We start from the raw sequence: 15345 nt of genomic DNA on the forward strand, positions 1-15345 counted from the left end.
CGTGTCCATTTAGGGAATCAAACCTCATTAGGCCGCTTATACGGCACGGCAATACTACAAATATTTTTTTATATTCTCAACTTAGACAACAAAAATGAACAATTCGAACCTTTATTAGAGGAACCAATGATTCATTTCTGCTGCTGATTTTAACCAACTCTAATTAGCTTCAACTGTTGTCTTCGGTTTAAATGTGGTTCTTACCAGTACATACATGAATGGAATAAAAATAAGTACCAAAATGGTGCCGAAAACAACTCCACCAAACACACTATAGCCAATCGCTTGTCGGCTTAATGCGCCAGCGCCACTAGAGAACATCAATGGAATCACGCCTGCACCAAATGCAATTGAAGTCATTAAAATTGGTCTGAGTCGAAGCCCAGCTGCCTCTAAAGCAGCTTGCAATGCGCTACGACCTTGTTGTTGCAGACTCGCAGCAAACTCGACCATTAAAATCGCATTTTTACAAGACAGACCAATGGTTGTGAGTAGCGCAATCTGGAAGTAGATATCATTGGCAAAACCAAACCAATAACTAAACAGAATCGTACCTCCTATCCCGAGCGGAATGGCCGACATGACCACAGAGGGAATTGACCAACTTTCATACAGTGCGGCAAGGCATAGGAAAATAAAGGCAACCGAAATTAGATATAACCAAATCGCCTGATTACTTGACTCCTGTTCCTGATAAGACAAACCACTCCATGCCAGACCAACATCAGGCATTTTATCCACCAGACCACGAATTGCCTGCATGCCCTGACCACTACTGAAACCAGTAGCTGCATCTGCTTCCAGACTAATAGCAGGATAGCCCATAAAACGCTCCAACATCGGAGGAGCACCTTGCCAATTAATCTGACTAAACTGCGAGAATGGTACCATTTGCCCATTGGCATTTTTGACATACCAATAATTCAGATCTTCTGGCTTAGAACGATAAGGTGCATCACCTTGTAAATAGACACGTTTAATTCGTCCACGATCAATAAAATCATTGATATAGCTACCACTCCATGCGGTCGATAAAGTGCGGTTAATTTCACTCACATTCAGCCCATGAATCATGGCAGCTTTATGATCAATCTTGATATTCAGCACAGCCTGATCATCATTGCCTTTTTTATCGAGATTCTCAACCGAATCTAAAGCATTGCCCTGTTGCTGTAGGCTCCTGAAAGAGTTCAACAAACTTTCTCGCCCTACACCTTTGGTATCCTGTAGCCAAAACTCCATTTTATCTGAATTCCCAAGGCCACGAATTACCGAAGGCATCAACACCATAATCCGAGCTTGATTATTCTTTGAAAAATACTTCATTGCTCGCGCACGAATTTCTTGCGCACTATTTTCCTTACCTTTGCGATCATTCCAATGTTTCAATGAAACAAAGGCCTGACCCAAATTTTGTCCTGTTCCTGAGAAGTTACGCCCATGAATGACCATCACACCATTCAAATTGGCCTGTTCATGTTCAAGGAAATAATCTGAAATTTGCTTTCCAACCTCTTCAGTCTTGCTCATCGGCGTGCCTTCTGGCAAACGGAATTGCACGCCTAATATCCCTTGATCTTCTTGTGGTAAAAAACTGGTTGGTAGATCACGATAAATCCAGATAAAGCTGCCGATCAGCAACACAATACCCAACAGTGAAATGGTCTTTAAATTAATCACTTTTTGTGAAACATTGAGATAGCGGGTTTTAATATAGTCCAATCCCTGATTGAACCTGACCGCCCAACGTGCCTGTTTCTGTTGAGGCTTTAACAAAATCGCACATAAGGCTGGTGTTAAAATCAATGCGACCAATAAAGACAACCCCATTGCGACTACAAGGGTAATGGAGAACTGACGGTAAATAATACCCGTTGCACCACTAAAGAATGACATTGGAATAAAAACAGCCGTAAGCACCAAGGTAATCCCGACCAAGGCGCCACTGATTTCATGCATCGATTGAATCGCGGCTTGCTTGGCACTGAATTGCTGCTCATGCATCAACCGTTCAACGTTCTCGACTACCACAATCGCATCATCGACCAACAAACCAATCGCCAGCACCATTGCAAACAAAGTTAGGGTGTTTATGCTCATCCCTAGCACAGCGAGAACAGCAAAAGTCCCTAAGATCACCACAGGAACGGTAACTGCTGGAATTAATGTGGCCCGCCAATTTTGTAGAAAGATAAACATTACCAAGACGACCAGACCAATCGCTTCAATCAAGGTGGAAACCACTTGCGACATCGACTCTTTCACGAAAGGCGTATCATCTCGTGGGTAGACCACAAAATAGCCCTCTGGTAAGTCTTTCTCTAAACGCGCCACTTCCTTATATACTGCATCGGCCACCTGCATCACATTGGCCCCTACAGTCAAGGATAGTGAAAGCCCTGATGCTGGATAGCCATTTAAACGGTTGAAAACTTGATAATTTTCTGCACCGACCTCAACCCGTGCCACATCTTTTAAGTAGACAAAGCTGCCATCAGTATTGGCTTTGACAATGATATTTTCAAACTGTTCAGGTGTTCGTAATAAAGAGCCCGAAGTAACCTTAGCGTTGAGATACTGTTGATCAGTTGTCGGTAGATCACCAATCGCACCTGCCGCAACTTGAGTATTTTGATTTTCAATTGCTGAACGAACATCACTGACTTGTAATTGATAACGCTCTAGACGCTGTGGATCAAGCCAAATACGCATGGCATATTGTGATCCAAATACACTAACCTCACCAATCCCTTCGATTCGACTTAGATTCAATTCAAAATTGTTGGTCAAATAGTCTGAAATATCTAAATTGGTTGAACGCCCAGACTTATCTCCAAGACCGATCACCATAAACGAATCACTTAAAGATTTCCGTACATTTACACCCTGTCGCTGTACATCTTCAGGTAAGCGATTGATCGCACCATTAATCGCATTTTGTACCTGTACCTGTGCTTGATCAGGATCTGTACCCTGATCAAAGAACAGGCTGATTCGGCTATTACCACTGGCATCACTGCTTGAGTTGAAATACAGCAGATGATCAATACCCTTAATTTGTTGTTCTAAAACTTGGGTAACACTATCTTCAACTGCCTGTGCATCTGCCCCACTATAATTTGCAGCGACAGTAATTCGCGGTGGTGCGATATCTGGATAACGCTCTACCGGTAAATTTAAAATTGAAAACAGACCAACAGCCATGACAATGATTGCCAGTACACCAGCAAAGATCGGGCGATGAATAAAAAACTTAGATAACATGGCTGTTCATTCCATTCGTGAAACAGTCAATTTTTCAAAAAGATAGGTGAGATGCGGCTACGATCACCCTATGATCATTACCGAGCTTTCAGGCAAACACCATCCCTATTAACATATCATTTCAAAAAGCGGTAATTGAGGAGAAATAATGGATTTCGGCCGTACTTGAACATAAATTAATGCAATATCTTGGCAACGACCAAACTATTTAGCGCTACTAATCAATTTTATTCACTGTGCAATCAAATACTTCTTAATTTGGAATTGACACATCCCCTACTAAAAACGATATTAGCACGCTCGGTTACTCTCCCCCCATTGTATTAGGCATATATGAAGGCCAGCTTAAAAAACTTTAATATCTTGCTGCTTATTCTGCTTCCAGCGTTCATTACTGGAGGTTTGCTGATTAGCGCTGGTAATTTGTCTGATGGTTTAAGGCTCGGCTTTTTATCTTTACCTGGTGTTGTTTTTATCTATCTCGCAATCACGCGACAAAAAATATATTGGTATGTTCTCACAATTACTTGGTGGTTCATCGCATGGCTCGATGCCCTACTCCGTTCGAGTACATGGTTTTTATTCAATAGTGATAATGAAGCCTATTTTATTATCGAAGCAATTGCCAATACCAATCAACAAGAAACCTGGGGATTTATCCAGCTTCATCTAGTCACGATTGCTGCTGTGGTATTTGGTTTACTCAGTACACTAAGCCTCTATAGTTTTGCTGTGTTTAAACTGGTTAAACCGATTCATTTCAGTCAACTTTGGCAAAGCCGTGTTTATCGTAGTTGCATTATTTTACTGATCTTGTTAACCGCCACCAGCTATTTAATGAAACCATCTCGAAAGGTACATCCTGTTATATTTTGGTCTGAGTTCCAAACTAAAATTCAAGATTTTAAAGATAGAATCAAGCAGCATAAAGATGTGCATCATCAGTGGGATTTAAGTGCAAAAAATAATTTAGTGCTGACTGACCAAGCCAAAGGAAAACAGACTCATATCTTGGTTCTCTCAGAAAGCCTCACCAGTCTAAACTTAGGTGTATGCAATTATCCGAGAGATACCACACCAGAAATGAAAAAGCGGCTCGGTGAAATTAAAGTCTTCTGTAATGCTTTTTCTCCAGCACCATCTACTATCAATGCGCTGCGTGTTTTATTGACTGAAAGTCCAGCAGCAGAACATGATAAGTATTCATCCGAAAGTGTGTTGGCCTATGCACGTGCTGCTGGTTATAAGATTTATTGGCTCAGCAATCAAGATGATACCTATTTATCGTCTCTATTTGGTTCCTATGCCGATAAAGCCGTGTATAAAAATACCCGTTCTGGGCGCAGTAGTACGTCTTTGGATGAAAGCTTAATCCCTGATTATCAACAGGCACTGGCAGACCCAGAACCAAAAAAATTAATTATTCTTCATCTAATTGGTGCACATCCAAATTATAAAGAGCGTTACCCAGATACATTCAATAAATTTACCAGCACCAGTAATGACCAGGTCGAACTTGAACTTAAAAAACGAGATATTGACCCATGGATTCGCTCATTGCGTAATGATTATGATAATGCGGTTTTATACGAGGACTCTTTACTGGCCAAGTTTCTAGATGATTTAAGAGCGGATGCCGTGCCAGACTTCAGATCATTCACAGTTGTTTCAGATCACGGTAATGAAGTTGGACATGAAATTGACTATGCAGGACATAGTCCAAATACCAAAGCTGGTTATCAAGTTCCGGTAATCATGTGGTCTGATAAAATGCGGACGACAGGGGTGAACAAAGACAAGACCTTAAATACAGCCGAACTCGATAACAATCTCATGCATATTATGGGGCTTAAAGATAAATCATCGCCAAAACAATCTTATTGGGAAGATGAAAATTATCAATTCACACCAGAGATCAATTGGCCGTATTGGAAACATAAGTCTTAACGATAAAAGAACTTCAGTTGAGCACCTTCATCTAAACTGGAGTTCTTACTTATCACAGCACAACTTTAGAATTCTTCATATTTTCATAAAAGCATCATACAACTGTCATCGGTTTGATAACTTTAGCTTCCAAACTAGCCGCTTAGATAAAAACTGATGAGTTTGTTCATGTTTAAAAAAGCTGCGCTTTGTCTCTGCCTGATCAGTCTTGCAGGCTGTAATGATGACAATAATAATCAAACTAATACCACGCAACCTGAATATCAACTGCCAAAAATTTTAGTGATCGGACATCGTGGCGCCAGTGCTTTGCGCCCAGAACATACGCTTGCGTCTTATCAAAAAGCCATTGATGATGGTGCTGACTTCATCGAACCAGATTTAGTTTCAACTAAAGATGGTATTTTGGTCGCTCGACATGAAAATGAAATTGGGGGTACCACCAATGTTTCGACCCTACCCCAATTTGCGGATCGTAAAAAAACTAAAGTGATTGATGGTATAACTTTGGAAGGATGGTTTACTGAAGACTTTACTTTAAACGAATTACAACAACTGAAAGCACGTGAACGTATTCCGCAATTCCGACCAGACAATCAAAAATACAATGATCTCTATCCTGTTCCGACGTTAGAGCAGATCATTGAACTTGCTGATGCGCATTATAAAAAAACCGGCAAAATTATTGGCTTGTATATTGAAACTAAACATCCGACCTATTTCCAAAAACAAAATTTGGCGATGGAAGACACGCTACTTAAAACGCTGTCTAAATATCAATACACTCGCGATATTGCACCAATTTATCTACAATCTTTCGAAGTTGGCAATTTAAAATATTTGAAAAACCAACTGGATTTACACAAGAGTGTTAAACATGCACAATTAATTCAGCTCTATGATGCTCCAAGTGCAAGACCAGCGGACTATGTCGATCAAAACAATCCTAAAACCTATGCTGATCTAGCGACTGCACAGGGCCTGAAGGATATATCTGCTTATGCCAATGGCGTCGGTCCATGGAAAGTCTATGTCTTTAAAGATGCCGCAATGACACAGACCACCTCTTTCGTTGCAGATGCGCATAAAGTCAATTTAAAAGTACATCCTTATACCTTCCGTCCAGAAAACAACTTCCTACCCGATACACTGAAATGTAGTACTGATGTCGCGAAAGTTGCTGAGCGTTGCAGCACAGGGTCCATCAAAGAAATGCAGCTCTATCTCAAAGCTGGAATTGATGGTCTGTTTACCGATGATCCCGCTTTAGGCCGTCAAGCCGTACAAAATTATCAGGCCACAACTCAATAATCATTGAGCCGTAACAAACAAGGGCAGCTTAGCTGCCCTTGTTTATGAATGTGCCATTTGTTTCTGCTTGACCTGTTCCCATTGCCACCAGCCATATGCAGCCAGCCCCACAAAAGCAGCATATAAGCCAGCTGTGAGGAAAACCTCTTTATAACTGAACATCCCCACGTAGATGATATTGACAAAAATCCAGAGGATCCATGTCGCAATATGCTTACGACTGGTCCAGTAAGTTGCAAGTAGACTAAATGCCACTAACTGTGAGTCCAACATGGGTACAGCAGCATCGGTAAAATGCTTAAGAATCAGACCAAAGATCAGACCAAATACCACGGCCAAACACATTTGTGCGAGTACAACAGTCTTGGCAATTGGTTCAATTCGGATCTCATGGTCTTGGCGTTTACCTTTGAGCCAATAATAAAATCCATAAACATTCATCACGATAAAGAAAAATTGCAAAATCGTTTCACCATACAATTTTATGGTAAAGAAAAAATAAGCGTATAAAGCACAAGCAATAAAGTTGAATCCCCAACACCACATATTGCGTCGGATGGTTAAGGTCACACCAATCAGGCTAATAATCACTGCAACAATTTCTAAAGCAGACAAGAGCAAACTTCTTTCAGAATTTGATGGCACCATTATGGAAAAATCTGCAATTTAAGCAATGCTAAATTACTTATTCCACTTACTAATATTTTTATCTTAATTTGAGAAAACGACTACTTTTCACTCAAACCTTATGCTATAAAAAACCAATCCTATTTAGATTTTTTGATATGTTGATCCCCAAAGCTCCTTTTACACGTCTAATTACCATTTCGCATTGCATTTCCGTCAATGCTGCATGGCGACGTGTCTGCATCTTCATGCGAGGAGACTTTAAACATATTCATCCGATGACAAATTAAAAACATCATATGAAAAAAAGGTCGCCTCAACAGCGACCTTTTTTATTGCCCAAATTTATAGATTCGAAAACCCTACCGTTGTTATAACAGGAGCTACCCCATGACACAGTTACCAGAAAAGAATTTCATCCCCAGCACACAGATTCAACCGACTGTAGCCCCTCATCACCCTCGCCTTGCTACAGTCGGTCAATTCATCGCAGTCGTGCTGATTTGGTCATTCACTCCTTTAGCAGCTGTTTTGACTGTGCATGAGATTCATTGGGCATGGGGATTATTTTTTCGATTCAGTATTGCTATTCCTTTAGCATTTATTTGTCTATTTTATTTTAGGCAAAAGCTCATTTTGACTCGTCAAGCCTTTATCAGTTATGCCTCAGGCGCAGTGGGCTTATTTGGCTCCATGACCTTCTGTTATATGGGGGCAACACGTGTCTCATCAGGTATGATTTCCATTATTTATGGAACAGCGCCTTTATGGTCTGGTCTCATCGCGGTTTTTATTTTAAAACGTGAACACTTTTTAAAACGCCAATGGTATGGACTAATAGTCGCAATTTTTGGCTTGTCACTGACCATGGGGCTTGCTACTAATCATATTCAGGTAGATTTACTGGGAATAATATATGAAGTGATTGCTGTGCTACTTTATGTACTGTCAATGTTTAGTGTTGCAAAAGTAGGCGCAGACATTCATCCCATTATCCAAACTACGGGCTCAACCATCGTTTCATGGTTAGGTTATCTATGCTTATTACCCTTCTTTTTATCTGATCTACCAACACAATTACCAAGCCTGCAAACCAGTTTGGCACTGCTCTATAGTGCATTATTTTCATCTGTGCTGGCCATGATTTTTTATTTTCACCTGATTCAGAAACTGAACCCGACAACGGTCATGCTGATTACCATTTTAACCCCAGTCTTTGCCACCTGCTGGGGCTTTTTGTTCAACCATGAGCCTCTCAGCTCACATCTGCTCATTGGTTTAATGTTACTGTGTTTAGGCCTATTTCTTTATGCCTACCGAAAAAAACCGCGTCTGTTATAACGATGAAAACTGATAGGTCAAACAACATGACCTATCAGTGATGGTATCTAGGAATCAGCTCAAGTAAACTGAAGCAACGCTCCGCGTGACTTCTCAAAGATTTGTTCAAGGATGAAATAATCGATGCGTTCTTACGTCTTATGGCTCTGCTTCAGTCTAATGTTTATATTACAGGGCTGTGTACATGCAACCATCCAGCCGAGTTCAACTATTTCAAAGACAGTCGAACTCAAACAACGTTACTATCAAGCCAAAACTACAGCTCCAGATGGAACTGTTCTCGCCTTTACGGTTTATCAACCGCATCTAACAGCCAATCAAACTGCGCCATTAATTTTACATACGCATGGCTTTGGTCTGTCTCGAATGAAACGACCCGAACTCAGTTTATATGGATTCTTATTACCCACAGGGCAAGTGGTGAAAACAGCTTGGCAGAATGGCTATTGGGTGATTAGTTATGACCAACGTGGGCATGGCAATAGCCAAGGTAAAATTAGGCTAACCGATCCAGAGAAGGAAGCCCAAGATGTCATTACCATCATGAATTGGGCTGAAAAAAACTTGCCGCAACTGGCAAAAAATCAACATGGTGTTCGTACTGGAATGATTGGTGAATCTTATGCAGGAGGCGTGCAATATCTTGCTTCTGCTTTAGATCCACGTTTACAAGCGATTGTACCAATTACCACATGGTATGACATTGTGCATAGTCTCGCACCGAATGGCATCCCTAAAAGTAACTGGATTGGTTTCCTCAATCTGATTGGTGACTGGTGGAATTGGAATAAGTTTGATCCTGAGTTGAAACAGGCTTATTTAGATACACAACAAGGTCAGCTAAAACAATCGACTTATGATTTCCTCAAAACCCATCAAGCTAGCTGGTTTTGTAGCCATAACCAAGCTCCACAGGCAGATGCCTTAATTATTCAGGGCTTCAGAGATGTATTATTCCCTTTTAATGAAGGGGTTAGTGCAGCACAATGTATCCAACAAGCACAACATGAAGTACATTTAATCGGGGTGCAAGGTGGTCATTTACAACCTTTTACCCAGCATTCACCCTTAGGAAGTACACCATTTTGGTATATTGGTAAATCAGTTCGCTGTGGTAATCAACAACAGTACAATCTACAAAAAACCATTTTGACCTGGTTTGAGCAGAAGTTAAAAGATCGGCCCTCTACTACATCATTACCTGAGTTATGTGTTGATCAAAGCCCAGTCAATCAGTTTTCTGATCTTAAACCAGTCACTAGCTACGATTTGAAGAAAACATGGATTGCACCTACGGCAAGCCAAGCGGTGTTTGTACCGATTTATACAGCGCAGCAATCAACATCAATTACAGGCTCGCCACTTGTTTCGTTAAACATGCAAACGACCTCTGAATTTGAAAATGCAACTTTGTTTATTTCAGTCGCAGTCAAATCAAAGCTGACAGGAAAATATACAGTGTTAAATGATCAGACTACACCGTTTAATCCTGCGAAGAAAACAAATTATGATCAGATTAGATCGGGATTAGCCAATCAGTATGGAGAAGATCAAATGATCGAACTAGCCAGTGTGCACGGGCAGTTAAACAAAGGTGATACTTTAGGTTTATTGATCAATAGTGAAAGTCCCTACTATCAAAGTACGAAACAACCTAAAGTTGAAACTTGGATTTCAGGAAAAATTGTTTTACCGAAGCTTTGGGATAAGACTGACTCAAAATAATCTTACCTATTTTCAGACCGACCGAGAGTGTATTTTACCACTCTCGATTCGCAATCAATTCTTCCATTTCGATCTCTAGATAACCAACATCTTGCACCACCATCATCATCGCTTCAGCAATATAATCTGCGGCAGTATCATCTAAACTTGATTCTAAATCTTCAAACTGCGGCTTCATTTCGTTAATTTCAATCATGGTTTGATGTGCATAACGATAAATTTCTGTCTCAGATAAGTCGGTACGACTGACCTTTTTTGAAAACCGCTGGATATGTTGTTTCACTTCAGCAACGAGAATATCGGGATAATATTCATCGTCAAACATTGGGAGGAGTAAATCTTCAAACATAAAAAATAATATGCCAATAAAACGCCATGCTTATAACATAATCCAGCCCAAATCACGATATTTAGCCATAAAAAAAGCGGTTTTTCCGACCGCATTTTAGAAATTAGTTAGTCCATCTACGCTCTGTTAAATACGAGTTATGAGAAAGGTTCTGATACATAACCAATGATCTAACTCCTGACGGGTTCAGCAAATTGCTGGGCATATTCTGAAAGCTGTTCAAAGCTAATCGAGGCACCACCACAGACAATAACCAATACATCATCTTCTGGTTCAAACTTGATTTTTTTATCATACAAAATAGATAAAGTTGCCCCACATGCGGGTTCCACCAAGCTGCGATGGTCATCTAAAAACTTTAAACACGCGCTCACTGTATCCTGATCAGAAACCGTTATTCCATGAACATTTTGCTGTTGAGCGATCTTAAATGCTTGCTCACATACCCGTTTTGCTGCAAGTGTGGTTGCAATACCTGTGACACGGTCTAAGCTAATATGCTGCCCAAGTTGCATTGAGGTATTTAAAGAAGCGGTACCTTCTGTTTCGATTGCATAAATGGGAATGTCCAGCTGATGCGTTTGCAAACCTTGAGCAATACCTGAAAGTAGGCTGCCACCGCCAACAGATAAAACCACTGCCGAAGGACGAATTCCCTCTGTAATCACTTCATCAATAATACAAGCGACACCATCCCACAGATATTGGTCATCAAAAGGGTGAATATATATGGCTTCCTCACTCACAAAAGAGAGTGCGAGTTCATTGGCTTCGATCCATGAATCACCATGCACAATCACTTCAGCCCTTTCATGCCGCATTAAATTAATCGCTTGTTGCGAAGTTGTTTTAGGCACGACCACTATTACTGGAATTCCTAACAGCTTGCCCATATATGCAACAGAAATCCCAGCATTACCACCAGAAGAGCTCACAAATTTCTTTGCGCCTTTTTCAGCATATTTTAAACAGGCATTACCAATACTACGTTGTTTAAAAGAACCTGTAGGCTGAGTAGACTCCATTTTCAACCAAACATTGCAATTATTCAGCTCACTTAACTGACTTGACCGAATTAGTGGTGTTTTCATCTGAACTATCATTTCTTCTGTTATTGAAACCATTCTTGTCTAATGGTCGGCAACATTATGCTTTCCGACCATTTCTTAAAACAATATTTAATCTTTTTTTGCGCTCAAGCTTTTGGCAATTTTCGCCAACTCAACAAATTCCTCTCGCATTTGGTAGGGATCAGGCTTGGCAGATTGTTGCGCCAACTGAATAATTTGATCCCAACCCATTGCACCATTATATTGTCCACCTTTTAATTGCTGAGCATAGGAAGCAACTGCTATCGCAAAACGGGTATCGTTATTTGCTTGTGCAAGGGTTTTACTTTCAGCTTTCACCGCTTGATTGAGCAAAATACTTTTTTCTTGATTTGGTAATTTATAGCGCAAGTTGACAAAGGCATATTCTGATTTTTTCGCTGCATCTATCTTTGTTGAAGCTTGATATCGTGAATCATTGAGCCAACCCTGTTGACCAACTGGAATGATTTCATAAATTGCAGTGACGTTATGTCCTGCTCCAATATCTCCTGCATCTACCTTGTCATTATTGAAATCTTCTTGTTTCAACATTCGATTTTCATAACCCACTAAGCGATATTCTTTCACCGTAGCAGGGTTAAACTCGACTTGAATTTTGACATCTTGAGCAACGGTTGCCAATGTCGAGGAAAGCTGACGTTGTACCACTTTTTTTGCTTCATTTTTATTGTCGATATAGCTGTAATTGCCATCGCCTGCATCTGCCAGTTGTTCCATCAACTGCTCATTGTAGTTGCCTGTGCCAAAACCTAAAGTCGTTAACGAGATCCCACTTTTTCGTTTCTCAGCAACCATGCCTTTTAAGGTATTAAAATCGGTGATGCCTACATTAAAGTCACCGTCCGTCGCCAGTAAAATTCGGTTAATGCCATTTTTCACCAAGGCTTTTTCGGCTTGCTTATAAGCCAGTTGAATTGCTTGTTCCCCTGCTGTCGCACCACTTGCTTGCAAAGCATTAATCACCGCCAAAATCTTATCTTTTTCATTTCCAGATGTTGGCTCTAAAACCAGTTTTTCACCACTGGCATAAGTAATGATTGTGACTTTGTCTTGAGGACGTAGTTGCTCGGTAAGCAAACGCAGGGTTTGTTTGACTAAAGGTAACTTATCAGGCGCATCCATACTCCCTGAGACATCCACCAAAAATACCAGATTGGCTGGAGGTAATTGTTTGGTGGAGAGATCTTTAGCCTGAATGCCAATCTTAACCAGCTTGGCATTTTCCCTCCAAGGCGAATCTACTGTTTCTGTGCTAACTGAAAAGGGATGAATACTATTCGGCTGCGGATATTGATAATCAAAATAATTAATCATCTCTTCGGCACGAACAGCATCGACAGGCGGCAAACGACCATCATTCAAAAAACGGCGGGTATTGGTATAACTACCCGTATCCACATCTATACTAAAGGTTGAAACAGCTTGATCCGCAACACGATGAACTGGATTCACCTCATTTTTTTGATACTTTTCCGTATTCTGCTCTAATCGAGGTCTTTCCATGGTCGGCATCACCGCAATATATGATTTGGGTGCAATCATCTTACGCGTCTGTGCCAAGCCTTGATTTGACGTAATCGGTGCAGGCATTACCATTGTGGTTTCAACCGCAACACGATCTTGCTCTTTGACTGGATTGCTACAGGCCATGATCATACAACTGAGCAAACTCAGTGTTAATATTTTTGTTGATTGATGCATTATTAAATTCCCAAATTCTATTTTGTCTTTTCAAATGAAAGCGATATCTAAAGATTGTATGAAAAAAAAGAAAGATACATCGTATTTGTATGTATCTTTCTCACATTGCTTATTCATGATTTAAAGCAACAGTTCTACTCAATCGCATAATTGATGGTGACCACCACACGGGCAATTTTATTAATAGTAGCCTTATCATAAGCACCACCATAATCACTGTCATCATCCGAGCCGCTTTCTGGCAAGATATAAAATGCACCTTGGCTAGCTGAGCGCATCATCCCGACCTTTACCCCACCGACTTTAGCAAACTCATTGGCTCGGCTATATGCATTCTTAGTGGCATTGGCAATCAAGGACATTTTGATTTCTTCTAAATTCGACACTAGGTATTCAGGTTTCTGTTCAATCGCGATACCTTTTTCATCCAGTAAATAAGCATCTTTTGCCGCCTGTTCAATTCTCTTGATATCTCGGCTGCTGATAACCAAAGACTGCAAGGCGATATAGCCTTTAAACTCCCGCTTGGTACGACCTTCACCTGTATCGACTTCCTCATAATAAGATTCAGAACGCTTATTCCCGAGTTGCATATCCGCTGCCTTAAAACCATGTTCAACAAAGAAGGTCTGTAATGCTTTCATTTGCTGATCAAGTAATTGATAGGCTTCTGGAATCGTTTCAGAAATGTGGTTAGTTTGTAAGTTGATTTCCCAACGTGCAGAATCTGCTTGAATCGGCTTTTCAGCTAACCCTTTGACTGTAATTGAGTTTTTAGTACTATTAAACTGTTTAAGCGCATAACCCATCACACCTGCAGAAACAATAAAACCGAGACTCAGAATAAGGGCAAACACCCACAAACTTTTATATGTGATTGTTTTATTTTCCATTTTTAATATCACTCATCTTCATTATGCATTTGTTATATTTAATCTTATTTAGCAAGTCAATAGAGCCTTAAAGCTCTACCGACCCATACAACGTTAGCCCTTTAGCATCATTTTCCAGACTTTAATTGCGTCACTAGTCGCTTTAACATCATGTGCTCGCACAATACTGGCGCCCTGCTGAATACTCAACAGATGCCCCATTACGCTCCCCACAGCACGTTCCTGCGCAGCTACGCCATTTAAGGCTTCACCAATAAAACGTTTACGTGACAAACCTGATAAAATTGGATAGCCCATTCGATTAAGCTTCCAGAACTCATTCAATAACTGAAAGTTTTGTTGAGCATTTTTGGCAAATCCAAAACCAGGATCGATGATAATATTTTCGGATTTAACACCTACTGCAATCGCTTGGTCCAGACGTTGTTGTAACTCATGAATCACGTCTTCAGTCACATCATTATATTGATCAAGCTGATTCATGTTGGTCGGTTCACCACGCATATGCATGAGTATCACAGGAATATTCAACTCAGCAGCGGTTTCTAAGGCCTTTGGGCGAGTTAATGCACGGACATCATTCCAGATATGTGCCCCTGCTTGTACCGCTGCACGCATCAGCTCTGGCTGACTCGTATCAATCGACATAATCACATCATATGTTGATAATGCTTCGACCACAGGGATCACTCGACGAATTTCTTCTGCTAATTCAACAGGTGAAGCATTTGGACGGGTAGATTCACCGCCAATATCAATAATGGTTGCGCCATCTTCAACCATCTGTAAAGCATGTTTGATTGCTTGGTCTTTTTGGTGGTGCTGTCCGCCATCACTAAAAGAATCAGGTGTGACATTCAAAATGCCCATCACATGAGGCTGAGAGAGATCTAACTTAAAACGACCACACTGTAACTGATTTTGTGGTAATGGCATTAACTGCATGATCAAAACTCTTCCTACTTTAACAGGCTTATTTTAACAAGACTGCTTCTAGAACGTTGATGATTTATTTTCAGTTTGGACTAAAATCAAGACAAAAAAAGAGCGACCGAAGTCGCTCTTTTGTTTTATC

Annotated in this window: 11 protein-coding genes; 4 read left to right on the plus strand and 7 right to left on the minus strand. The window is 40.5% G+C overall.

Annotated features, from left to right (window positions below; all coding sequences use genetic code 11):
- Positions 1-159: 159 nt before the first annotated feature.
- Positions 160-3264: an efflux RND transporter permease subunit gene (locus NDN11_RS13720; RefSeq protein ID WP_251109963.1), complete on the minus strand. Its 3105-nt coding sequence runs from the start codon at positions 3262-3264 to the stop codon at positions 160-162.
- 333 nt (positions 3265-3597) lie between these two features.
- Here NDN11_RS13720 and NDN11_RS13725 point away from each other — a divergent pair, with 333 nt between their 5' ends.
- Complete coding sequence (locus tag NDN11_RS13725; protein WP_251109964.1) at positions 3598-5211, plus strand: phosphoethanolamine transferase; 1614 nt, start codon at positions 3598-3600, stop codon at positions 5209-5211.
- Between the two features lie 168 nt (positions 5212-5379).
- Positions 5380-6522 carry a glycerophosphodiester phosphodiesterase gene (locus NDN11_RS13730; RefSeq protein WP_251109965.1) on the plus strand — a complete coding sequence of 381 codons (1143 nt, stop codon included), beginning with the start codon at positions 5380-5382 and terminating at the stop codon, positions 6520-6522.
- A gap of 42 nt (positions 6523-6564) precedes the next feature.
- On the opposite strand, the gene pnuC is transcribed toward NDN11_RS13730, so the two are convergent.
- Positions 6565-7137, minus strand: coding sequence for a nicotinamide riboside transporter PnuC (gene pnuC, locus NDN11_RS13735; protein ID WP_167250830.1), 573 nt, complete (start codon positions 7135-7137; stop codon positions 6565-6567).
- 402 nt (positions 7138-7539) lie between these two features.
- On the opposite strand from pnuC, the gene NDN11_RS13740 reads away from it, so the two are divergent.
- Positions 7540-8490 (plus strand): DMT family transporter, encoded by a 951-nt coding sequence (locus NDN11_RS13740; RefSeq protein ID WP_251109966.1) that lies wholly within the window; start codon positions 7540-7542, stop codon positions 8488-8490.
- Positions 8491-8613: 123 nt separating this feature from the next.
- Complete coding sequence (locus NDN11_RS13745; protein WP_251109967.1) at positions 8614-10215, plus strand: alpha/beta hydrolase family protein; 1602 nt, start codon at positions 8614-8616, stop codon at positions 10213-10215.
- Between the two features lie 34 nt (positions 10216-10249).
- On the opposite strand, the gene NDN11_RS13750 is transcribed toward NDN11_RS13745, so the two are convergent.
- From NDN11_RS13750 to folP, 5 genes are all read right to left on the minus strand, one after another.
- Positions 10250-10564 (minus strand): DUF5713 family protein, encoded by a 315-nt coding sequence (locus NDN11_RS13750; RefSeq protein WP_167250836.1) that lies wholly within the window; start codon positions 10562-10564, stop codon positions 10250-10252.
- A 170-nt stretch (positions 10565-10734) separates the two neighbouring features.
- On the minus strand, positions 10735-11655 hold the full coding sequence (locus NDN11_RS13755; RefSeq protein WP_251109968.1) for a pyridoxal-phosphate dependent enzyme: 921 nt from the start codon (positions 11653-11655) through the stop codon (positions 10735-10737).
- Between the two features lie 87 nt (positions 11656-11742).
- Positions 11743-13377: a vWA domain-containing protein gene (locus NDN11_RS13760; RefSeq protein ID WP_251109969.1), complete on the minus strand. Its 1635-nt coding sequence runs from the start codon at positions 13375-13377 to the stop codon at positions 11743-11745.
- A gap of 134 nt (positions 13378-13511) precedes the next feature.
- On the minus strand, positions 13512-14270 hold the full coding sequence (locus NDN11_RS13765) for an SIMPL domain-containing protein (RefSeq protein ID WP_251109970.1): 759 nt from the start codon (positions 14268-14270) through the stop codon (positions 13512-13514).
- Positions 14271-14363: 93 nt separating this feature from the next.
- Entirely contained in the window at positions 14364-15215 is an 852-nt protein-coding gene (gene folP / locus NDN11_RS13770) for a dihydropteroate synthase (protein WP_251109971.1), read from the minus strand.
- Positions 15216-15345 lie beyond the last annotated feature (130 nt).

Origin of the sequence: Acinetobacter sp. C26M (assembly GCF_023702675.1) — a bacterium.
In the GTDB taxonomy this organism is placed as follows: domain Bacteria; phylum Pseudomonadota; class Gammaproteobacteria; order Pseudomonadales; family Moraxellaceae; genus Acinetobacter.